The organism is Reyranella sp., assembly GCF_965279625.1.
Classification (GTDB): Bacteria; Pseudomonadota; Alphaproteobacteria; order Reyranellales; family Reyranellaceae; genus Reyranella.
The window spans coordinates 284690-306842 of record NZ_OZ257251.1; the positions used below are offsets into that span (position 1 = coordinate 284690).

The following is a 22153-nucleotide window of genomic DNA, read 5'->3' on the forward strand; positions in this document are numbered from 1 at the left end:
CGAAGATGGAGCAGGGGAATACGCGCCGGGTGATTGCAGCCGGCGCGATCGGCAACGTGCTGGAATGGTACGATTTCGCGGTCTACGGTTACTTCGCCGCCGCGATCGGTCGAGCCTTCTTCCCCAGCGAGGATCCGGTCGCCCAGGTCCTCTCGGCTTTCGGGATCTTTGCCGTCGGCTTCCTGATGCGGCCGATTGGCGGGGCGGTGATCGGGGCCATCGGCGACCGCCTGGGCCGCCGTGCGGCGCTGACCTTTTCCGTCGCCGCCATGGCCGTCCCGACCTTCCTGGTCGGCGTGCTGCCCGACTACCAGACGCTCGGCATCGCCGCGCCGATCCTGCTCACGCTGCTGCGCATGGTGCAGGGTCTGTCGGTCGGCGGTGAGTACACGACCTCGATCATCTTCATCATCGAACAGTCGCCGCCCAACCGGCGGGCCTTCGTTGGTGCGCTGGGCTGTTGCGGTGCGGTCGGCGGCATTCTGCTGGGGTCGGCCACGGGGGCTTTGCTGGCGTCGGTGATGTCCGAGCAGGCGCTCGAAAGCTGGGGCTGGCGGCTGCCGTTCCTGCTCGGGCTGCTGGTCGGCATCGCGGGAGTCGTGCTGCGCCGCCATGTTCACGAGGCGCCGCGTACGGTTTCGGCAGCACGCTCGCCGCTGCTCGACACGGTCCGCAACCACGGCCCGCTGCTGGCCAGGCTGGCGGCGCTCTCGGTATTCAACTCGGTCGGCTTCTACCTGATGTTCGTCTACATCGTGAGCTGGCTGCAGTTCGCCGACAACATCGCGCCCGCCACGGCGCTGGCGATCAATTCGACCAGCATGGCGGTGATGCTGCCGGTCATGGTCCTGATGGGCTGGCTGTCCGACCGGTACGGCAGACGCCCCATGATGCTGGGCGCCGCGGCGCTCGGGTTCGTCGGCGCGCTGCCCTTCTTCTGGTTGATGCACCAGGGGCAGCCCGAACTCGTCCTGCTGGGCCAGCTAGGATTCGTCCTGTCGGTCGGTGCCTTCATCGGCGGCCAGCCGGCGCTCATGGTCGAGTCGGTACCGGCTGAGATTCGCTGCACGGCGATTGCGCTGGGCTACAATGTGACCCTGGGTATCCTCGGCGGCTTCAGCCCGCTGGTTGCCACGTGGCTGGTCCACCGGACGGACAACGACTACAGCCCGGCCTTCATGATCATGGCCGCCGCCGCGGTCTCCTTCGCGGCGATCCTTAGGTTCGAGGAAACCTACAGGGTGAAGCTGCAGACGGCGTAACAACTTTCCTCACCCGTCATACGGGGGGAGGCGACCCGAGGGGCCGGAGGGGGAAGGCCGCAGACCGCGACGCCTCGAAAAACAAAATCCTCCGCGTTGCTTCCTCCCTCCCGGCCTCCTCCGTGTGACGGGGAGGTGGAAGAATTGAGAGGCAAACCGCTACTGCAGCTTGATGCCTGCCTCGGTGATCAGCTTGCCGAGCAGGTCGCGCTGGCCGGCGATCCAGATCTTGAACTCGGCCGGGGTGTTGGCGACGAGGTCGGCGCCGGTCGGATCGAGTCGTTCCTTCACCTTCGGGTCCTTGACCGCCTCGGCCACCACGGCCTGCATGCGGTCGATCAGGACCGGCGGCGTGCCGGTGACGGCGAACAGGCCGTTCCAGTCGTTGAGGTCGAAGCCCGGATAGCCGCTTTCGGCGAGGGTCGGCACGTCGGGGAAGGCCGAGGAGCGCTTGAGGCTGGTGACCGCCAGCACGCGGGCGCGTCCGGCCGCCACGGGCGGGCGGATCGAGTTGGTGGTGATGATTACCGAATCGACGGCGCCCGCGCCTATGTCGCGCGCTGCGTCGGCGCCGCCGCGATAGGGCACGTGGATCAGCTTGATGCCCGCCCGGCGCTGCAGTTCCTCGCCGGCCATGTGCGCCATGCCGGCCGCCGGCGGCGTGCCGTAGCTGATCGTGCCGGGCTTGGCCTTCGCGGCGGCGATGTATTGCTGGATAGTCTGCGACGGGAAATCGTGCTTCACGGCCACGACCTGCGGGAAGCTCGCGAGCTGCGTCACCGGCACCCAGGTCTGCGCATAGTCGAAGGGCAGGTCCTTCATCAGCAGGGTGTTGGTGATCTGGTTGGCGGCATCGACCAGGAAGGTCTGGCCGTCTCGCGGCGCCTGCAGCACGGCATTGGCGGCGACGACGGCGTTGCCGCCGGTGCGGTTGTCGATGATCACCTGCTGGCCGATGATCTCGGCCACACGCACGCCAATGTTGCGGGCCACCGTGTCGGCGGCGCCGCCGGCCGCAAAGGCAACCACCCAGCGGACCGGTCCCTTGGGCCAGTCGCCCTGCGCAAAGCCCTCGCGGGCGATGAAGGGGGCCGCGAGGCTCCCCACAAGGATGCTGCGCCTTGAAGTTCGGCTCATGTCTTCGGTTCCAGCAGTTCGGGCACCACCCAGAGCGCGGGCTCGCCGCGGGCAACCCTCTGGACGTTGTCGAAGCCGTTGCGCAGGCGGGTGATGTTGCTTTCGAAGGTCGGGCCGGCGAGGTGCGCCGTCAGGACGACGTTGTCGAGCTTCAGGAGTGGATTGTCCGGCGGGGTCGGCTCTTCGTCGAACACGTCGAGGCCGGCACCGAACAGGTTGCCGGCTGAGAGCGCGGCGGTCAGCGCCGTCTCGTCGATCACGGGACCGCGCGAGGTGTTCACGATGATCGCCGACTTCTTCATGGCGGCGAGTTCGTCCTTGCCGATCATGTGGCGGGTGGAAGCGTTCAGCGGCACGTGCAGCGACACGATGTCGGAGTGCTTCAGGATCTCGGGCAGCAGGCGGAAGCGGACGCCCAGCGCGTCTTCCTCTTCCTCCTTGAGACGGGCGATGTCGTAGTAGTGAACGGTCATCCCGAAGGCGAGCGCCAGCTTGGCGACCTTCTTGCCGATCGTGCCCAGGCCGATGATGCCCAGCACGCGGTTGCGCACCTCGTGGACGGTTGGCGGCGAATTTCCGTGCCAGCGTCCGGCGGTGACGTTCGAGTGCTGGGTGATCAGGCGGCGCGAGACCGCCAGCATCAGCAGCATCGCATGCTCCGACACGGCGACCGAGTTGGCGCCGCCATTGGCGCACAGCGGCACGCCGCTCGTGCGGGCCGCCTCGAGATCGGCGCGGTCGTAGCCGGCGCTCAGCATCTGGATGAGCTTGAGGTTCGGCGCATCCTTGAAGAGCTGCGGCGTCACGTATTGCTGGATGAAGCCCACGAAATAGTGGGTGCCGGGCAGGGCGGCCTTCTGTTCCGGCGAATTGTGCAGGGCCTTGATGATCTCGTAGCCCTTGGGGGCGAGATCGTCGACCATGGACAGGGTGTCCTTGGGCCCGACGACGAGTACGCGTTCAACCATAACCATTCTCCTCAGACGACTTTCTCGAGTTTCTGCAACGTGCGCAGGTATTTCGGCACCGGAGTGCCGGGGAAGGTGCTCGGCCAGTTGGTGTAGCTCACCTCGCCGACATAGATGTCGCCGCGCGAGTCGACCGCCAGGCCGTGCGGCGACAGGAACCGACCGGTCTCATGGCCGGGTCCATCCTGGCCGCCGAGCCGGGCCAGGGTCTTGCCTTTGCCGTCGACGATCGACAGGCGCGGGCCGAGATTGGTGTGCTTGGTGTTCACAGGCATGCCCGGGCCAAGCTCGCCGATGATGAAGGTCGGGTTCCTTGCGCCGCCGCAGCAATAGAGCGCGCAAGGCCGGTGCATGTTGTTCCATTGCGCCTCGTACTTGCCGTTGCCGTCGAACACCTGCACGCGATGATTCTCGCGGTCGGCGACATAGACCCAGCCGTCTTCGTCGGTGGCTATGTTGTGCGCGATGTTGAATTCGCCGGGATCGGTGCCGGTCGTGCCCCAGCACATCAGGTGCCTGCCGTCGGGCGAATACTTGTGAACGCGGCTGTTGCCGTAGCCGTCGGAGACGTAGATCTCGCCCTTGGGCGAGAGGGCGGTATGGGTGCAGCGGTTGAACGGCTTGCCGCTCAGGAAGGGGGCGGGCTGGTTGGGTACACCGATCGTCATCAGCACCTTGCCGTCGGCCGAAACCTTGCGGACCGTATGGTCCCCGTCGTCGGTGCAATAGAGATTGTCGTCGCTGTCGATGTGGAGGCCGTGGGCGCGGCTGAACAGGCCTTCGCCCCAGGAACGCAGGAAGTTGCCGTCCCTGTCGAACACCATCATCGGATGTTCGCCGCGGTTGAAGACGTAGACGCGGTCCTTGCTGTCACAGGCGACGGCGGCGACATCGCGGAACTCCCAGCCGTCGGGCAGTTTCGCCCAGTTCTCGACCACACGATAGCGGTGCTCGCCGCTGCCCAGCACGACCGACATGGAACTGCTCCTCAGTGTCCGGAGAGGACGGCTTCCGAGATCTTCTCGGCCGTCATCAAGGTTGGGAAATTGGTGTTCGCGCAGGGCACCACCGGGAAGATCGAGGCGTCGACCACGCGCAGCCCCTGCACCCCGCGCACCCGCCCCTGGGTGTCGACGACGGCCATCGGATCGTCGTCGCGGCCCATGCGGCAGGTACAGGACGCATGCCACACGCCGATCGCGGCTTTGCGCACGAAGGCCTCGAGCGCGTCGTCGTCGTTCAGCACCTGGTCGAAGGTGAAGCCCTCGACCACATAATTGTCGATCATGTAGCGGCGCAGGGCCGCCGGTCCGTCGAGCATCGTCGCGACCAGCCGGGTCAGCCACTTGTTCTTGTTGTTGACCACGCCGATCTGGCGCACGCGGTCGCTGTAAGAGGCTGGGAAGGGGACATCGGTCACCTTGCGCAGCGCATCGGTCATCTGCACCGCGGCCATCATCTTGAAGCCGCTCATCAGCCGATCGAGATCGCGCTTGTCGGACAGGAGGTTGAACTCGACGAGGGGCTCGCTGCGCCAGTCGCGCGACGTGAGCTTGACCTGCCCGGTCTCGGAATAGGTCTTGTTGATGAAGGTGAGCAGCGAGGCGATCTGTTCGCCCACGGCATGCCAGGCCGACTTGCTGACCACGGCTACGAACATGTCGCCCTTGGGAATACCGGGCAGGTTCGACGAATAGCGCAGGCCGACATGGATGTGCCGCCGCGTATGCTCGCGCAGGCGCGCGCCGCGCTTGATGAACGACGACAGCGCGATCGAGGGATGGTCCATCAGCCGCTGGCCGACGCCCGGCAGGGCGGACACGACGGGAATGCCGAGCTCGGCGAGTTGCCCGACGGGACCGATGCCGGCGCGCATCAGGTGCGCGGGTGAATGGATGGCGCCGCTCGACAGGATCACCTCGCGGGCGCGGAATTCCTGCTCCTTGCCGCCGACCCGAGCCGTGACGCCGACGCAGCGCGTGCCCTCGAACAGCAAAGAAATGACCTGCGTTTCTGTCGAAATCGTCAGGTTGGGTCGCTTGCGGGTCTCGGCATCGAGATAGCCCATCGCAGCAGAGACACGTCGTTCATCGGCATTGGAATGGGTGACGGGAAAATAACCATCGACGAATTCGCCATTCTGGTCGGGCAGGTATTTGAAGCCCTTTTCCTCGAAGGCGCGGCCGACCGCCTGAGCGTGGCCTGCCCAATGCTCGCGCGGGATGCGCCGGACGGGGATGCGGCCGTCCTTGCCGTGCAGCGGCCCGTCGAAATCGAGGTCGCGCTCGACCTTCTTGAAATAAGGCAGCACGTCGTTCCAGCCCCAGCCAGCGGCGCCGCGACTTTCCCATTCGGCGTAGTCGGTCGGCGCGCCACGGTTGGCCATCTGGCCATTGATCGAGGAGCCGCCGCCCAGGACGCGCGCCTGTTCGTACTTGCGCAGAGGCGGACGATTCTCCTGCGGATTGTTGTGGCTGACGACCTGGGTGTGGACCTTGAGGTCGGTCCAGTGGAAACGCGGATCGAAGTAAGCCGTGCCGGAATAGCTGTCGGCGATTTCCTTCGGTTCCTGCCCGGGCGGCGTATCCGGACCTGCCTCGCACAGCAGCACCCTGTTGGCGCTGCGGGCGGACAAGCGATGGGCCATGACCGAGCCGGCCGACCCGCCGCCGACGATGATGTAGTCGTACACTTGGCGTTTCCCCGTTTATTGCGGCCACGCTAGCACGGTTACGGGCGGTTGTGTCCGTCCGCTTGCGTGACACGAACAAGCCTGCAATCGTCGGCAAAAGCGTCGAGGGCGGTTTCGTATGCCGGACGTTGCGTCCGCGAATTACGCCTTCGCCGGAATCAATCGATCTGGGGAGGCTCGTGATGGCCTACGATCTCGTCATTCGCGGCGGCACGGTCGTCGACGGTTCCGGCGCCCGGCGTTTCACGGCCGATGTCGGCATCAAGGACGGAATGATCGCCGAGATCGGTCGCATCACCTCCACCGCGTCGCCGACGATCGACGCCGACGGGTTGATCATTTCGCCCGGCTTCATCGACGGCCACACGCACATGGATGCGCAGGTCGCGTGGGATCCGCTGGGCAGCTGTTCCTGCTGGCACGGCGTCACGTCGGTGGTGATGAGCAATTGCGGGTTCGCCCTGGCTCCCTGCAAGCCGGAGGATCGCGACCTCTATGCGCGCTGCCTCTCGGCGGTCGAGGATATTCCGACCGAGGCGATGGCCGCCGGCATCGACTGGACCTGGGAGACTTTCCCGGAATATCTCGCGACCGTGGAGCGCCTGCCCAAGGCGATCAACTACGGCATGTATATCGGCCACTCGGCGCTGCGGATGTACGCCATGGGTAAGCGGGCCTTCACGGAGAAGGCGACCGAGGGACGAGATGGTCCGCATGGCCGACCTCGTGAAGGAGGCACTGCGGGCAGGGGCCATGGGGTTCTCCAGCTCGCGGGCGTCGACGCACGTGACGCCCGACAACACGCCGGTCGCCAGCCGTATCGCCGAATGGGAGGAGATCGACCGTATCGTGGCGGCGATGGCCGAACTCGATGCCGGCATCTTCCAGGTCGGCCCCGACATTGCGAGCGGCGCGGCGCACCGCGCCTTCCTCGCGCGGCTGCGGGAGGTGGCGCTGGCCTACAAGCGGCCGGTCATGTTCGGCGTACTGGCGACCAAGCAGGGCGACGACCCGACGGGATGGGCCTATCAGACGCGCTACATCGACGAGACCGTCGCGGCCGGGGGACGCATGTTCGGCCAGGGCACGACGCGTTCGATCAACGCGATCTTCTCGCTGAAATCCTACCTGCCGTTCGACGTGCTGCCGGCGTGGCGCAAGGTCCGCGAGCTACCGATGCAGGAGCAGAAGCGGCGGCTTGCCGATCCCGAGGTGCGGCGAGACCTGGTGGCGGCCGAAGAGCGGATGAAGCCGCGCGACAACGTCTTCCAGGGTGGAGGGGCGGCGACGACTGATCCCCGCAAGCCGGACTATTCCAATCTGTACGCATTGAACGGTGTCGACTGGGACGACCCGACCGTCGAGCAACTCGCCAGGGCGCGCGGCCAGCATCCGGTCGAGGTCATGATCGACCTGTCGCTGGCCAACGAGAACCAAGTCTACGTCCAGCCCCTCGTCAACGAATCGCCGGACGACGTGCTCGGGATCCTGAAACACGACCGCACGCTGGCGACTTTCTCCGATTCCGGCGCCCATGTCGCGCAGGAGATGGGCTCGTCGCTGCAGACGCATCTGCTCAGCTACTGGGTCCGCAAGCGCGGCGCCTTCACGCTCGAAGAGGGGGTGAAGAAGATCACCCGCGACAACGCCCTCGCCTGGGAGCTGACTGACCGGGGCCTCGTCCGCGAGGGCTACCGGGCCGATCTCGTGCTGTTCGAAGAGGCTCGTATCCGGCCGGCATTGCCCACGGTCGAGCGCGACCTGCCGGGGGGCGCACGGCGCCTCGTCCAGAAGGCGGAAGGGATCAGGGCAACCCTGGTGAACGGCGCCGTGGCGTTCGAGAACGGGGAGGCGACCGGCGCTTATGCCGGCACGGTCCTCAAAGGACCGCTTGCCCGCTGACAGGCTCTTGCCACTTCGCCTGCCGAGGTCCAAGACGTTCGCGATGGTCTTGCAGGCGAATGTCCTGCAGCCCGTCTTTGTGCGAGGCCGCGAGACCCTGACAAGCAGCAATGGAAGACGCCGTCTACGACTATGAGAAGGGAATCCCGGCGGGATTCTACGACAAGGTCTACCGGCAGAAAATCGGCGTCCGCTATTGCTGGCACGACTTCAAGTTCCGGACGGTGGCGGCTCTCCTGGGGCGTCCCCGGCGCGTTCTGGACATCGGTTGTGGCCCCGGCACCTTCATCGGCAATTATCTGCCGGGCGTCGAGGCGCTCGGCCTCGACATCAGCGCCGCCCAGGTTGACTACGCAACCCGCACCTACGGAAGTGCGACGCATCGCTTTTCCATCCGATCGCCGGCCAGCCTGTCGGAGAGCGGTGAGCGTTTCGACGCGGTGACGGTGATCGAACTGATCGAGCATCTGGCGCCGGCGGCGGCGATCCGTCTCCTGTCCGAGGCGCGCGCCCTGCTGGCACCCGGCGGCCTCCTCGTCGTGACCACGCCCAACTATAGGTCCCTGTGGCCGCTCATCGAGCTGGGCGTCAACGCCCTCTCGCCGGTGAGCTATGTCGAGCAGCACATCAACAAGTACCGGCGGGGCCTGCTCGCCGACCATCTCTCGGCAGCCGGTTATCGCGACGTCTCGATCAGGACGGCGCTGGGCCTCGCGCCGTTCGCGGCCGTGTTCGGCCTCGGGACGGCCAATGCGCTGCACGCCGTTGAGACAAACATGTATCACTTCGGCGCCGGCAATCTGCTTCTGGCCACGGCCCGGCCGTGACGGTGCTGTACGGTCTGATCTGCCTCGCCGCGGCGGTGCTGATGGTCGTCGAGGTCGCCGTACTAGATTCTAGAGGGGGCTTTCTGATCGCCGGCCTTTTGACGGCGGCGGCGGCGCTCGCACTCGTCCACTGGGTGGCGAGGCGGCGCGGCGAGGGCAGCGGTCCGCTGCTCTATGCTGTGGGACTCCTCGGTGCCATCGGGGGCTACTGCTTCCTGGCGCTGGCGCCCTCGGGCGCGATCGCACCACAGGACGAAGTCATCGACTGGGGCCGGATGGACAAGCGGCCGCTGATTTTCGGCTATCTCGGCATCGCGGCCTTCATCGCCTTCCACTGGCTCTGGGTCGCTTTCCTGCGGGGCGCACCGCCGCCTGCTCGGCCGGCGAGCGCGGGTGCCCTGCGCAAATGGCCGGTCCGGCTTCTGGGCGCTCTCGGCATCGCGGTGCTGGCTTATTGCTGGCTCGGCCTGCCGGCGCTGCGGAGCGCCGGCATCGTCGGGGAAGACGGGCTGGCGACGTTCTACGACCTGCACTCGCACGTCCACCTGAGCGCGCTGCAGCAGATCAGGCTCGGCGCGATACCCTATCTGGAAGCGCAGACACAGTACGGACCGGGCAACCAACTCCTGATGGGCGCCCTCACGGACTTCGTCCACTTCAGCAATCACGGCTTCTTCGCCGCCAACCTTCTGCTCAACGTCGTCTGCGTCATCGTCTTCTTCGTCGTGGTGCAGCAGTTCCTGGGCTTCGGCTGGGCCGTCGCCGGGCTCGTCGGCTGGACGCTGTGGCCCAGCCCCGCCGAGAGGATCGATCTGGCGGGATGGGCCGTGCTCACGCGATGGATGGCGATTCCCATTCTGTCGCTGTGGGTGGCCTGGCTGCTGCTGGGGGCGGGGGCCGCGCGACGCGGCTGGCTGGCAGTTGTGCTGGCAGGAATGTTCTGGGGAACGGGTGGCTTCCTCAGTCAGGAGAATCTGAGCGGCGGCCTTCTCGTCTTCGGCTTTTCGCTCGCCCTGTTCGGCCCCGCGTCAGGGTTGTCGCTCCGACGGCTCGCGAGCTTCGCGGGCCTGTTCGTCCTCGCGGGCGGCGTGACCTTCGTGGCGCTGGTCTCGGCCTTCGTGGGACCGTCGCACCTCTTTGAGGTCGTAGCGCTCGCCAATGCAAAGTCGAGCCTTGTGATGGCCGGCGTCTCCAACTCGATATGGTCGGACAATCTTGGCCTGCAGTTCACCGGGAACATCGTGGACGGCCGGCTGGAAACGCAACTGCTGGCATCCGGCGAATTCAGGGACCTCATTCTCACCTACGCTCTGGTTTTGCCGCTCCTACTGGCGATTGGTCTGCTGGCGGCCTTCCTCGGTCGGCGGTGGAGAACCGCCGACGAGCCGACACGGGTGTTCTGTACGAAATTCGCGGGCGTGGCGGTCGGTGCCTTCGTGCTGCATCTCTTTTCGCTGCTGCGCTCAGACACCTCGCATCTGGCGGGACCGTCGTTCCTGCTGGCGCTGTTCCTGCTGATGCTCCCAGTCTTCCTCTGGCGCGGCCTCGCGTCCGGCAGGGCACGGACCGCGCTGATGGTCGTGTCGGTCGCCATCATCGCCGAGGCCGTCGTTTCCGGTCGGGTCGGGGTCGAGCGGGGTGTGGCCGGTCTCGGCAGCATCCGGCCGGATACTGTGGCGGTGCTCGATCTCTATCGGGAACTGCGCAGCCATCGGGGCGAGGTTTCCGATCTGGCGGCGCTCTATTCACCGCTTCCCCGGTTCCAGGCGGCCTTTCGCGATCACCGGGATTTTGCCGAGGCGGAAGAGTTTTTCGACCTGCTGCGCAAGCGCCTCGAGGGGCGGCGTGTCGAGCTGGGTTCGTACAAGTTCGACGACCTCGTGGCTCATCCCGACACGGCGTACTTCCTGGGCGGACTTCGGTCGCTCTCGGGCATCACCTCGCCGAAGAACAGCCTCTGGCTGCGTTCGGAGCAGCATGCCTGGATCGCCATGGTCGCCGGGGTGCGCAGCGGCTGCCTCTTCTTCAACGCCAATTCGAACCGGGAGCTGGTCGAGGCCTGGATGCGGTCGGTCAAGCCGCCCCAGACCATGGTGACGGAGCCGATCACAGGCCGGCGCGAGTACGGCATCCTTGCCTGCAAGTCGGGTGCCCGGTCGTAGGCCGTGCAGGACAGGCGCGGCTTCTCTTGGCAGACCGGATGCCCCATTCTGATCCCGGGGAAAAGAGGACGCGAATGGCACGTCAGCAGCGCACGCAAGTAGGGATCATCGGCGCGGGACCGGCAGGACTGCTGCTGGCGCGCCTGCTGAAATTGAACGGGATCGAGAGTGTCATCCTCGAGGCCAGGTCGCGTACCTATGTCGAGGCCCGCATTCGTGCCGGCGTTCTCGAACATGGCACTGTGAAGCTTCTGGAGGAAGCAGGCGTCGCGGAGCGCCTGCACCGCGAGGGGCTGGTCCACGAGGGGGTCGAGCTCGGGCTCGACGGCGGGCGCTTCCGCATCGACCTGGCCGGGCTGGCGGGCAAGACCATTACGGTCTACGGCCAGAGCGAGGTCGTCCAGGACCTGATCGCGGCGCGCCTGGCGGGCGATGGACCGATCGTCTGGGAGGCGTCGGACGTCGCCTTGCATGACATCGAGACGGACCTGCCGCGGCTGACCTACCGGGCCGACGGCGTCGAGCACGAACTCGCCTGCGATTTCATTGCGGGCTGTGACGGCTTTCGCGGCGCGAGCCGTCCCTCCCTGCCTGCATCGAGCCTCCGCACCTACGAGCAGGAGTACCCGTTCGGCTGGCTCGGTATCCTGGCCGACGTGCCGCCCTGCAGTGAGGAGCTTATCTACGCCAGCCATCCGCGCGGCTTCGCGCTGGCCTCGATGCGTTCGCCTACGAGAAGCCGTTACTACATCCAATGCGGCCGGCACGAGAAGCTGGAGGACTGGCCCGACGACAGGCTGTGGGATGAGCTGAAGCAGCGACTCGGCCCGGATGTCGCGCCGCACATCACGACGGGGCCCGCGCTCGAGAAGAGTGTTACGGGTCTACACAGCTTCGTCTGTCTGCCGATGCGACACGGCAGGCTCTTCCTCGCCGGCGACGCCGCCCACATCGTGCCGCCGACCGGTGCGAAGGGCCTCAACCTGGCGGCCTCCGACATCTACTATCTGTCGCGTGCGCTGGTCTCACACTATGCCCGCAACGACAGCACGCTGCTCGGCGCCTACAGCGACCAGGCCTCGGCCCGCGTGTGGAAGGCCGAGCGGTTCTCGTGGTGGCTCACCTTGTTGATGCACAAGGTGCATCCGGAGGGCAGCTTTGCCGAGCAGATGCAGCGGGCCGAGATCGACTACCTCCTGTCCTCGCCGGCCGGCCAGACGGTGTTCGCCGAGAACTACGTCGGCCTGCCGTTCTGAGAGGCCGGATGGTCCAACAGGCCGTTGAAAAGTCGGAGCCTGGGCGAATAAACGAAACAAACGAAATAAACGAAACAAACGAAGCGAATGTCGCAGCCCCTGAATCCCGTGCCGTGGTGAGCGTTCGCGCAATAATATTGCTCGTTGGTGCTTCTGGAGGTCTGTTTCAACAGCCTGCTAACCGAGTTCGCGGCGCACGATCGCGGCGCCTTCGCTCAAAGCCTTGAGCTTTCCGAAGGCGGTGGCGCGCGGCAGGTACTTCATGCCGCAATCAGGCGCCGGCAGGAGCTTGTCCGGGCCGACATGCTTCAGGCCGGCACGGATGCGTCCGGCGACCGTTTCCGGCGTCTCGACGGCGGGATCGCTGAGGTCGATCACGCCCAGCATCACCTTCTTGGGCGCCAGGTCCTTCAGCACGCCGAGGTCGAGCTTGGGCTGGGCGGATTCGATCGAGATCTGCTGCGCGATCGTGTCGGAGAGCTGGGGCAGGAAGGAATAACCGGTGGGCTTCAGGCCGGTTACCACGGCGGCATAACCGAAGCAGAGGTGGATGACGGTCGGCACGGTGATGCCCTCCAGCGCCCGGTTGATCGCCTTCACCGCGTAGCGCTTGGCTTCCTCGGGATTGTTGCGCAGCCAGGGCTCGTCGAGCTGGATCACATCGGCGCCGGCCTTGACGAGCGCGTGCGCCTCCTCGTTCACCGCGGCGGCGTAGTCCATGCACATCGCCTCGGCGTCCTTGTAGTACTCGTCCTGGACCTGCTGGCCCATGGTGAAAGGGCCGGGCAAGGTGATCTTGGCCAGCCGATCGGTGTTGGCGCGCAGGAACTGCATGTCGCGCAGCTCGACCGGCCCGGTTCTCCTGATCTTGCCGACGACGCGCGGCACCGGGGTCCGGCTGCCGCTGCGGTTCACGATCTCCGCCGGGTTTTCGTCGTCGATGCCTTCCAGCGCCGTCGCGAATCGGTTGGAGTAGCTCTCGCGGCGCATCTCGCCATCGGTGATGACGTCGATCCCGGCGCGCTCCATGTCGCGGATGGCGAGCAGGGTGGCGTCGTCCTGGGCCTGCTCAAGCCACGGTTCGGAGACGCGCCACATGTCCTTCACGCGGGTGCGCGGCACGCCCTTGCTCAACAGCTGGCGGTCCACCAGCCAGTCCGGCTGGGGGTAGGAGCCGACGACGGTCGTCTGGAGCAGCGTTTCAATCATCATGGGATCCTGTTTCTCGCGAAGCTGTGATTGCGCGTCAGTCTGGGACCCGATTAAGTCCCTGTCCATGTTCAGACGCTTCGTGTTGCTGCTGGTCCTGGCCATCGTCGGTTCCTGCAGCGGAGACCTGCCCAGCAGTGCGCTGACTGACAGCCAGGCCGAGCGCGATTTCGGCGTCCTGCGATCCTCCACCTCCATCGTCGGCCTCATGAAGGACCGCGATCTCCGGCCGCCCGATCTCTCGGCGCCCGACCCGCTGCAGCAGCTCGAGCGCGAGCTCGCCAAGAGCGACCCGGCCGGCGCTTTCGCCGGGATCACCTACGACCTGACACGCGGCAACAGCCTGGCGGTGGACTGGCTGGTCCAGACGCCGAACCGTTGGGGGCGCCGGGCCGACGATCTCACCTGGTTCGAGATGGGCTGCAAGGATTGCGAGGCCGACATCTCGCTGCCGGCCTGCAGTACGAATGCCGACTGTAAGGGCGGCACCTGCACAGCGATCTGGCCGCGCACGCCCGGGCTGCGGAAGGTCGCGCGGAAAGTGTGCCTTGGTCATTCGGATGCGCTGCCGCTGCGGATCCACGACCTGGTGGCCAGCGCCCGCCGGAGCGTCGACATCGTCGAACTGCAACCCGCGCCGAACGGAAGGTTTACCGCCGCGCTTCGGGCCGCCATCGCCGAGCTGGCGCTCAGCCGACGCCCGATCGAGGTGAGGGTCCTGATCGGACATTTTCCGCCCAAGGGCGTCGACGCGGCGGCGTTCCTCGACGAACTCGTCGAACCTGCTCGCACTATCTCAGGATCGCGCATCACCGTCAGCGTCTCGGCCATGAGGACCTGCACGGTCATGGAATCGTGCAACAGCTTCTCCTGGAACCACGGCAAGTTCATCGTGGTGGACGGCCGCGAAGCAATCGTCGGCGGCCACAATCTGTGGACGGAGGATTATCTCACCGACAATCCTGTTCACGACCTCTCCATGCAGGTGCGGGGGCCGGCGGCCGCCAGCGCCTCGCGCTTTGCCAACCGGCTCTGGAGCTACGTCTGCAGCAATCTGAGCTACAAGGACTCGATCTCGCTGGTGAGTTACTCGGCGGGCCAGCCCGCGCTCGGCCAGCGCTGCCCGGCGGCACTGGCGACCCGCCGCGCCGCGGGCGGCTCGGGAGGCGTCGAGATCATGGGCATCGGCCGGCTCGGCGCCGGAATCACCGAAGACTTCGCCAACCAGAGCGAGCTGGCGCGTGATCTGATGTTCGGTGCCGCACGCAAGACCATTCGTGTTTCGCAGCAGGATCTTGGGTTTCGGCTCGGTCGCTCCGACACCTTGTTTCCGGAGAACGCGCTCGACGAAATGATCGACCTGATGGAGCGGGGCGGGGACGTCTATGTCGTGTTGTCCAACCCGGGTTCGATCGGCAATGGCGGGAGCCCCTATCACAACGATGTGCCCCTGCGGGTGCTGTCGAAGCGCCTCAAGGACAATGTGCAGAAGCGCATCGACATGTCCGACCCCCGGTCGCGCTATGCCATCCGCACGGGCCCCGATCCGGTGAATGCGCTGCTGTGCCGCCGCTTCCACCTGGCGCCGTTTCGCTTCGGCCCGGACGATTCCTGGCCCGGTGGCAAGACCATCTCCAACCATGCCAAGCTGTGGATGGTCGACGACCGGATTTTCTACATTGGCTCCGACAACATGTACCCGGTGAACCTGCAGGAGTTCGGCTACATCGTCGACGACCGCAAGGCCGCCGACACTCTGATCGAGTCCTACTGGAACCCGCTTTGGCAATGGTCCAGCCGCGCCGCAGTCTCGGGCGAGGGGGTCGAGAAGTGCATCTTCCGCGACATAATCAAGTGAGCGAAGTCAGGCGTTCGTCAGGCAAAGCGCGCATTCTTGCGGGATGAAAAATCACATGAAGATTCTGATCTCCAGCCTGCTCCTGATCCTGCCGCTCGCCGCGTCGGCTGCCCCGGACGACGTGGCTTACTGCAAGTCGTTGGCCTCGACATACGAAACCCTCCTCATGAAGAGAGGCGCCGGTCGCGGCGGGATCCAAAACGGGCTCGAAACCAGCGTTGCACTCGACCAGTGCAAGAACGGCAACCCCGCGGGCATTCCCGTCCTCGAGCAGAAGCTGCGCGACCTGAAGATCGACCTGCCGCCGCGCAGCTGAGTTCGAGACTAGGCGCCGACCGGATCGATCGGCGTCACGATACCCTCGCAGGCCTCTATCACCTCGCCGGCATCGAGGCAGAGATCCTCGCGGTTGCGCATCGACATGATCTGAACGCCGGTGCGCAGCTTGCCGTGGCTCCCGACCGGCACCGCGAGACCGGGCAGGCCGAGCAGCGGGGCGATCAGCGCCGAGCGCATCGAGTCCAGCACCTCGCGCTGCCCGTCGGGCGTGATGTCGGCCACCTGCTTGGGCGGCAGATCGCACAGGGTCGGGAAGATGACCAGCGGCCATTGCTGGAAGAAGGTCATCCAGCGGAAGGCGAGCGCCTCGCGCTCCGTCAGCGCCGCAACATAGGTCGCGAGATCGACCGGCTTGTGGATCGCGAGCCAGGCCTGCATCGCGGCAATGCCGTCGGGATCGCCCATCTTCTGCATGGCGGGCCACAGCCCGCCGAACACGTCGGTGACGCAGATCTGGTGCCACAGCTCGACGCCACGCTCGATGTCCGGCGGCAGCACTTCCTCGACGACGTAGCCCGCGCCGCGGAGATGCTTGCCCGCCAGCCGCACCGCCTCGACCTGGGCGGGATGGCTCTTGCCGCCCGGCACCTCCGGCACGATCGCGACCCTGATGGGGCGCGCGGGCGCCGGGCCGCGCATCGGCACGTCGTTCCAGCGCCAGTCGCGCCGGTCGCCCCGCGCCATCGCTTCGAGGGCAAGCCGGGCATCGCGCACCGTGCGGGTATGGGGACCCTGCGTCGCCATCAGGATGGCTCCGATGGGACGGCCTGAGGCGACGCCCGTCTGATTGAAGGCGGGGATGCGGGCGAAGCCCGTGCGGAGGCCGACCACGCCATTGCAATAGGCCGGGATACGGACCGAACCGCCGATATCGTTGCCGTGGGCGATGGCGCCGATGCCGGTCGCCGTCGCCGCGCCGGCACCGCCGCTCGAACCGCCCGGCGTCACGCTGGGATCGCGCGGATTGAGTGTGCGGCCATGCAGGGCGTTGTCCGAGAAGATGCGCATCGAAAAGGCCGGCGCATTGGTGCGGCCCACGATGATCGCTCCGGCATGCTTCAGGTTGGCCACGACCGGGCTGTCTTCCTGCGCGATCAGGTCCTTCAGCGGGATGACGCCGTTGTCGGTGGGAAGGCCCGCCTGGTCGACGTTGATCTTGGTGGTGACCGGAACGCCGTGCAGCGGCGGCAGGGCATGGCCGCGCGCGCGGGCGGCGTCGGCTGTCTCGGCCTCGGCGCGGGCTTCGCTCTCCAGCACGCGAACCACGGCGTTGATGGCGGGATTCACCTTGTGCAGGCGGCCGAGGACGGAATCGACCGCCTCCCGTGCCGAGGCCTGTCCGGTGCGGATCAAACGCGCCAGGTCGGTCGCGTCGTACTGCCAAAGCTCCATGATACCCTCGCTCAACTCTTACCCAGTTCCATGGCGAAGAAGATCATGTTGCCGTCGATATCCGCAATGCCGAAGTCGCGCAGTCCGTAATCCTGGTCCTTCGGCGCATTTAAAATCTTCGCGCCGCGTGTCACGAGATCGGCGTGCAGTGCATCGACATCATCGACATGGATGCTGACCGCGCCCTGACCGGGCGGGCGCGGGGCCTGCGCCGCCGCGATCAGGTGCAGCGACACCTCGCCCGAGCACAGGCCGACATAGGAGGTCGGCGTGCCGTACTCGAAGGCGACATCGAAGCCGACACAGTCGCGGTAGTAGGCGAGGCTCGTGGCCACGTCCTTGACGGTGAAGATCGTGGTGCTGCCACGCATCATTTCGTTTGCCCCTTTGTCACGTGTTTCTGGAAGGCGAGGAGGGCGCTGGAGGGGAGGATGTCGCGCCGGCGCACGAAGACGGTCTGCACTTGCGCTTCGGCCGCGGGAAGCCGGTGCGCGCGGATCTGCCCGCCCCGCCAGGCCGGCCCGATCAGGGCGCCGGGCATCAGCGTGATGCCAAGGCCGGCGGCGACGGCGCCCAGGATCGCCTCGAGCGTGCCGAACTCCAGCCGCCGCAGTCCGACCACGCCGCGCCTTGCCAACAGCTCCTCCAGCCGCTGGCGATAGGAGCAGCCGGCCCGCAGGATGACGAGGCGCAGGTCGGGCCGCCGCAGCGCCGCCGCCAGCGTCGTTTCCGTCGGCGCGCTGAGCAGGGCAAGCTGCTCGGTAAAGGCCGAAGTCGAGACCAGCTGCGGATGCACGACCGGGCCGCAGACAAAGGCACCTTCCAACTCGCGTCCCAGCACGCGCTCGACCATTTCGGCCGTCGTGCCGGTTCGCAACACGAGGTCGACACCGGGATGGGCCTGGACATAGGAGGCGAGCAGGGGCGAGAGCCGCAGCGCCGCCGTCGTTTCCAGCGACCCGACGGTGAGCGTGCCGCGGGGCGCGCCATCGTCGCGGGCGGCGCGACCGGCTTCGTCGAGCAGCGCATCGACCCGCGTGGCATAGGGCATCAGCCGTTCACCGGCCGGAGTCAGGCGGGCCCCGGCGCGGCTGCGCTCGAACAGGGAAACGCCCAGCGCCTCTTCGAGGCGTCGCACGCGTTGCGTGACGTTGGATTGAACGGTGTTGAGTTCGCGCGCGGCACGACCCATGCCGCCCAGGCGCGCGACGGCTTCGAACGTGGCGAGGTCCTTGGCATCCATATCATCAGAATATCAGATGACGTCGATTAGGATAAATCGCTGATTGGAATGGTGGAGGATGGCCTAGACTGCAGGCATAGCAAGGAGAACAGCCATGAAATGGCAGGACCGCCGCCTTCTCGACCTCTTCGGGATCGATCATCCCATCCTCCAGGCGCCGATGGCGGGCGTGACGTCGCCGCAAATGGCGATCGCGACATCGGAGGCTGGTGCGCTGGGGTCCATTGCCGGCGCGATGCTGACCCTGGAAGGCCTGCGTCAGGAATTCCAGATGGTGAAGCAGGGAACCTCTCGACCCCTCAACGTGAACTTCTTCGTGCACAAGCCGCCGACGGTCGACGAGGCGCGTGACGCGGCCTGGCGCAATAAGCTCGCGGGCTACTACGACGAGCTGGGCGTGGCGGCCGGGACCAAGGGTCCGTCGCGCGCCGCCTTCGACGCGGCGGCCTGCGACCTGGTGCTGGAGTTCAAGCCCAGGGTCGCCAGCTTTCATTTCGGCCTGCCCGACAAGTCCCTGATGCAGCGGTTGAAGGGGGCCGGCATCCTGGTCATCGCCTCGGCCACGACGGTCCAGGAGGCACGCTGGCTGGAGGCCGAGGGCGTCGATGCCGTCATCGCCCAGGGCGCGGAGGCCGGCGGCCATCGCGGCATGTTCCTCGTGGACGATGTTTCACGTCAGGCCGGGACGATGGCGCTGGTGCCGCAGGTCGTGGACGCGGTGAAAGTGCCGGTGATCGCCGCGGGCGGCATCGGCGACGGTCGGGGCATCGCGGCAGCGCTGGCGCTGGGTGCGGCGGGAGCCCAGATCGGCACGGCCTTCATGTTGACGCCCGAGGCGAAGACGGGGGCTTTGCATCGTGCGGCGCTGAAGATGGCCAACGACAACAGCACGACGCTCACCAACGTGTTCACCGGCCGCCCTGCGCGCGGCATCGTGAACCGGATCGTGAGCGAGGTGGGACCGATGAGCGCGGAGGCGCCGGCTTTCCCGTTGACCGCGGAGGCGACCCAGCCGCTGCGCGGGCCGGCAGAGGCCAGGGGCTCGACCGACTTCACGCCGCTGTGGAGCGGGCAGGCCCCGACCCTGGCGCGCGAGATGCCGGCCGGCGAGCTGGTGAAGACGATGGTGCGTGAGACCGCGTCCTCTCTCGGCCGCTTGGGCGGCTGACCGTCGTCGCAGTCAGGGGCGTCTGGAGGGTCGTCTGCCGGTTTTGGGTGCCACGGACGATTCTGCGGCCTGCGCATTGCGGACGTGTTTGCGAATCAGATCGATGAAGGTGCGCGCGGCCGGCGGCAGCGTGCGCTCTCTCTTCCAGGCTACGCCCATTTCGACCGAGGGCAGCTTCCTGATCCACGGCAGACGCAGGAGCGCGAAGCGCCCGGCGGCGATGCCGGCAGCAATCTGCGTCGCATGGCCGAGGCTGATCGCGTCGGTTTCGGCCACGATGTCACTGGCGCTGCGGAACGACGACACGGCGATCGACGGCAGAACGCCGCCGCCGCGCTCGTCGATCCTCATGCCGCTGTCGATGTCGGCGATGAAGGACATGCGGGACAACGACATGCCCGGCATCACGAGGGGGTAGGTGCGCAGGTCGGCGGGCTGCGGATCGGGCTTCGCGAGCAGCGGATGGCCGGCGCGGCAGAAGTAAACGCCCTGGAGTAGGCCCAGGCTATCGACACGGAGCGACGGCATTTCCCGCAGGGCAAGCACATCGACCACGGCGAAGTCCGCCTGGTCCGACATCAGGGACGACAGCGCCGCCGTCCACTCGCGTTCCAGGATCTCGAGACGGATCGAGGGATTGGCCCTGATGAGTTCGATCGCCGCGGGCTGTACCGCGATGTCATCCATATAGGCGCCGGCGACGACGCGCAGCCGACCGCCGCGACCGTCGCGCAGGAGCTCGAGGCGATTGGACAGCGACTCGGCGCGACCGACCAGTTCCTCGGCCATCCTGAGCACGTCTTCTCCCGCCGGTGTCGGCAACACGTCGCGATGCGAACGCTCGAACACCTTCATGCCGAGCTGCTTTTCGAGGGCGGCGATGTTCCGACTGAGCGTCGGCTGGCTGATGTTCATGGCTGCGGCGGCCTGTCCGAAGTGGCGGTGCCTCGCAAGCACGACCGCGTGATGCAGCAACTTCAGATCTATGTTCATTCAAGAACTGTATCGTTCCGGATATTGTTTTGCATCGTCAATGAGAACAGTTTTCCGCTGATCACCAAAAGGGGGAAGCTATGGCCGGAAACAAGATCGGGCGTCTGTTGTCGGCGGCTGCGCTCCTCGTCGGACTGGCGGGCGGGGCTGTCCCGGCACGAGCCCAGACGCAAGCGAAGCCCAACATCCTCGTCATCATGGGCGACGACATCGGCTACTGGAACATCAGCGCCTACAATCGCGGCATGATGGGCTACCGCACGCCCAGCATCGACCGCATCGCCCGCGAAGGCGCGATCTTCACCGACTATTACGGCCAGCAATCCTGCACCGCCGGCCGCGCCGCCTTCATCACCGGCCAGTCGCCGATCCGCACCGGGCTGCTGAAGGTCGGCCTGCCCGGCGCGCCCGAGGGGCTGTCCGAGAAGGATCCGACCATCGCCGACCTGCTGAAGCCGCAGGGCTACATGACCGGGCAGTTCGGCAAGAACCATCTGGGCGACCGCAACGACTTCCTGCCCACCGTGCACGGGTTCGACGAGTTCTTCGGCAACCTCTACCACCTCAACGCCGAGGAGGAGCCCGAGAACATCGACTATCCCAAGGATCCGACCTTCAAGGCCAAGTACGGCCCGCGCGGCGTGTTGAAATGCGTCGCCACCGCCACCGAAACGCCGGGCGAGGATCCGCGCTTCGGCAAGTGGGGCAAGCAGAAGTGCGAGGATACCGGTCCGCTGACGAAGAAGCGCATGGAGACGGTGGACGAGGAATTCGTCGCGGCGTCCCTCGACTTCATCGACCGCGCCAATCGCGACAAGAAGCCGTTCTTCGCCTGGGTCAATTCCAGCCGCATGCACATCTGGACGCATCTCAAGCCGTCGTCCGAGGGCAAGACCGGACTCGGCATCGTCGCCGACGGCATGGTCGAGCATGACGGCCAGGTCGGTCAGCTCCTGAAGAAGCTCGACGATCTCAAGATCGCCGACAACACCATCGTGATCTACACGACGGACAATGGCGCCGAGGTCATGAGCTGGCCCGACGGCGGCACCACGCCATTCCGCGGCGAGAAGAACACCAACTGGGAGGGCGGCTATCGCGTGCCCGCCATGGTGCGCTGGCCCGGCCTCGTGAAACCCGGCACCGAGATCAACGAGGTGTTCTCGGCCGAGGACTGGCTGCAGACCCTGCTGGCCTCGGTCGGCGAGACCGATCTCGCGGCCAAGCTGAAGCAGGGCGCGAGCTTCGGGCCCAAGAACTTCAAGGTCCATCTCGACGGCTACGACCAGCGCGAGCTGCTGAAGAACGGCACGGGCAGCGCCCGCAAGGAGTTCTTCTACTGGACGGACGATGGCGGCCTGGCCGGGCTGCGCTACGACAAGTGGAAGCTGGCTTTCATGGAACAGCGCAAGCACGGCTTCGACGTATGGCAGGACCCGATGGTGACCTTGCGCGTGCCCAAGCTGTTCGACCTCAAGGCGGATCCGTTCGAGCGCGCCGACCATGATGGCATGGGCTACGGGCGCTGGCGCATCGATCGCATCTACCTGCTGGTGCCGGCGCAGGCCTACGTCACCAACTTCATCAAGACGCTGGTCGAGTTCCCGCCGCGCCAGAAGCCGGGTTCGTTCAACCTCGAAGGTGTTCTGAACAAGCTCACGTCTCCGCCGCAGGGCGCGAACTAGAGAGGGTCAATCCCGGGGAGAGGGCGCCCGGCCGTCCGCGTCGCATAGCGGACGGCCGGC

Annotated in this window: 18 protein-coding genes and 1 pseudogene; 9 read left to right on the forward strand and 10 right to left on the reverse strand. The window is 66.4% G+C overall.

The window, feature by feature from the left end; all coding sequences use genetic code 11:
• Positions 1–5: 5 nt before the first annotated feature.
• The gene (locus ACQY78_RS01275; protein WP_428682001.1) at positions 6–1262 is read left to right on the forward strand and encodes an MFS transporter; all 1257 of its coding nucleotides are present in this window, start codon (positions 6–8) and stop codon (positions 1260–1262) included.
• Between the two features lie 159 nt (positions 1263–1421).
• Here ACQY78_RS01275 and ACQY78_RS01280 read toward each other — a convergent pair whose 3' ends face one another.
• The 5 genes from ACQY78_RS01280 to ACQY78_RS01300 all read right to left on the reverse strand — a co-directional run bounded on the left by ACQY78_RS01280 (position 1422) and on the right by ACQY78_RS01300 (position 6507).
• Positions 1422–2399, reverse strand: coding sequence for a Bug family tripartite tricarboxylate transporter substrate binding protein (locus tag ACQY78_RS01280; RefSeq protein ID WP_428682003.1), 978 nt, complete (start codon positions 2397–2399; stop codon positions 1422–1424).
• Positions 2396–3367: an NAD(P)-dependent oxidoreductase gene (locus ACQY78_RS01285; protein WP_428682005.1), complete on the reverse strand. Its 972-nt coding sequence runs from the start codon at positions 3365–3367 to the stop codon at positions 2396–2398. Before ACQY78_RS01285 ends, ACQY78_RS01280 begins: the two co-directional genes overlap by 4 nt.
• Positions 3368–3378: 11 nt before the next feature.
• Positions 3379–4344, reverse strand: a complete 966-nt coding sequence (locus ACQY78_RS01290) for a peptidyl-alpha-hydroxyglycine alpha-amidating lyase family protein (protein WP_428682007.1) — start codon at positions 4342–4344, stop codon at positions 3379–3381.
• An 11-nt stretch (positions 4345–4355) separates the two neighbouring features.
• Positions 4356–6059, reverse strand: coding sequence for a GMC family oxidoreductase (locus tag ACQY78_RS01295; protein WP_428682009.1), 1704 nt, complete (start codon positions 6057–6059; stop codon positions 4356–4358).
• Positions 6060–6246: 187 nt separating this feature from the next.
• On the reverse strand, positions 6247–6507 hold the full coding sequence (locus ACQY78_RS01300) for a hypothetical protein (RefSeq protein WP_428686553.1): 261 nt from the start codon (positions 6505–6507) through the stop codon (positions 6247–6249).
• Here ACQY78_RS01300 and ACQY78_RS01305 point away from each other — a divergent pair.
• From ACQY78_RS01305 to pobA, 4 genes and pseudogenes are all read left to right on the forward strand, one after another.
• Positions 6431–7961: pseudogene (locus ACQY78_RS01305) on the forward strand (N-acyl-D-amino-acid deacylase family protein). The gene ACQY78_RS01300 and the pseudogene ACQY78_RS01305 overlap by 77 nt on opposite strands.
• Before the next feature lie 110 nt (positions 7962–8071).
• Positions 8072–8788, forward strand: coding sequence for a class I SAM-dependent methyltransferase (locus ACQY78_RS01310; RefSeq protein WP_428682011.1), 717 nt, complete (start codon positions 8072–8074; stop codon positions 8786–8788).
• On the forward strand, positions 8785–10950 hold the full coding sequence (locus ACQY78_RS01315; RefSeq protein ID WP_428682013.1) for a hypothetical protein: 2166 nt from the start codon (positions 8785–8787) through the stop codon (positions 10948–10950). The genes ACQY78_RS01310 and ACQY78_RS01315 overlap by 4 nt, the downstream gene beginning before the upstream one ends.
• Positions 10951–11024: 74 nt before the next feature.
• A complete protein-coding gene (gene pobA, locus ACQY78_RS01320; protein WP_428682015.1) occupies positions 11025–12206 on the forward strand; it encodes a 4-hydroxybenzoate 3-monooxygenase in 1182 nt (393 codons plus the stop codon).
• A gap of 177 nt (positions 12207–12383) precedes the next feature.
• Here the strand turns inward: pobA and ACQY78_RS01325 are convergent, their stop codons facing one another.
• The gene (locus ACQY78_RS01325) at positions 12384–13415 is read right to left on the reverse strand and encodes a 5-methyltetrahydropteroyltriglutamate--homocysteine methyltransferase (RefSeq protein WP_428686308.1); all 1032 of its coding nucleotides are present in this window, start codon (positions 13413–13415) and stop codon (positions 12384–12386) included.
• A gap of 67 nt (positions 13416–13482) precedes the next feature.
• On the opposite strand from ACQY78_RS01325, the gene ACQY78_RS01330 reads away from it, so the two are divergent.
• Positions 13483–15273: a hypothetical protein gene (locus ACQY78_RS01330; protein ID WP_428682017.1), complete on the forward strand. Its 1791-nt coding sequence runs from the start codon at positions 13483–13485 to the stop codon at positions 15271–15273.
• Between the two features lie 55 nt (positions 15274–15328).
• Positions 15329–15589, forward strand: a complete 261-nt coding sequence (locus tag ACQY78_RS01335) for a hypothetical protein (protein WP_428682019.1) — start codon at positions 15329–15331, stop codon at positions 15587–15589.
• 8 nt (positions 15590–15597) lie between these two features.
• Here the strand turns inward: ACQY78_RS01335 and ACQY78_RS01340 are convergent, their stop codons facing one another.
• Genes ACQY78_RS01340 through ACQY78_RS01350 form a run of 3 tightly spaced genes read right to left on the reverse strand, consistent with a single transcriptional unit; the run spans position 15598 to position 18247 of the window.
• Positions 15598–17004 carry an amidase gene (locus ACQY78_RS01340; protein WP_428682021.1) on the reverse strand — a complete coding sequence of 469 codons (1407 nt, stop codon included), beginning with the start codon at positions 17002–17004 and terminating at the stop codon, positions 15598–15600.
• A gap of 11 nt (positions 17005–17015) precedes the next feature.
• Positions 17016–17378 (reverse strand): VOC family protein, encoded by a 363-nt coding sequence (locus ACQY78_RS01345; RefSeq protein ID WP_428682023.1) that lies wholly within the window; start codon positions 17376–17378, stop codon positions 17016–17018.
• Positions 17375–18247: a LysR substrate-binding domain-containing protein gene (locus ACQY78_RS01350; protein WP_428682025.1), complete on the reverse strand. Its 873-nt coding sequence runs from the start codon at positions 18245–18247 to the stop codon at positions 17375–17377. The genes ACQY78_RS01345 and ACQY78_RS01350 overlap by 4 nt, the downstream gene beginning before the upstream one ends.
• Before the next feature lie 94 nt (positions 18248–18341).
• Between ACQY78_RS01350 and ACQY78_RS01355 the strand changes: the two genes are divergently transcribed.
• Positions 18342–19415, forward strand: coding sequence for an NAD(P)H-dependent flavin oxidoreductase (locus tag ACQY78_RS01355; RefSeq protein WP_428682027.1), 1074 nt, complete (start codon positions 18342–18344; stop codon positions 19413–19415).
• 12 nt (positions 19416–19427) lie between these two features.
• On the opposite strand, the gene ACQY78_RS01360 is transcribed toward ACQY78_RS01355, so the two are convergent.
• Positions 19428–20408, reverse strand: coding sequence for a LysR family transcriptional regulator (locus ACQY78_RS01360; RefSeq protein WP_428682029.1), 981 nt, complete (start codon positions 20406–20408; stop codon positions 19428–19430).
• An 80-nt stretch (positions 20409–20488) separates the two neighbouring features.
• Here ACQY78_RS01360 and ACQY78_RS01365 point away from each other — a divergent pair, with 80 nt between their 5' ends.
• Positions 20489–22093 (forward strand): arylsulfatase, encoded by a 1605-nt coding sequence (locus ACQY78_RS01365; RefSeq protein WP_428682031.1) that lies wholly within the window; start codon positions 20489–20491, stop codon positions 22091–22093.
• Positions 22094–22153 lie beyond the last annotated feature (60 nt).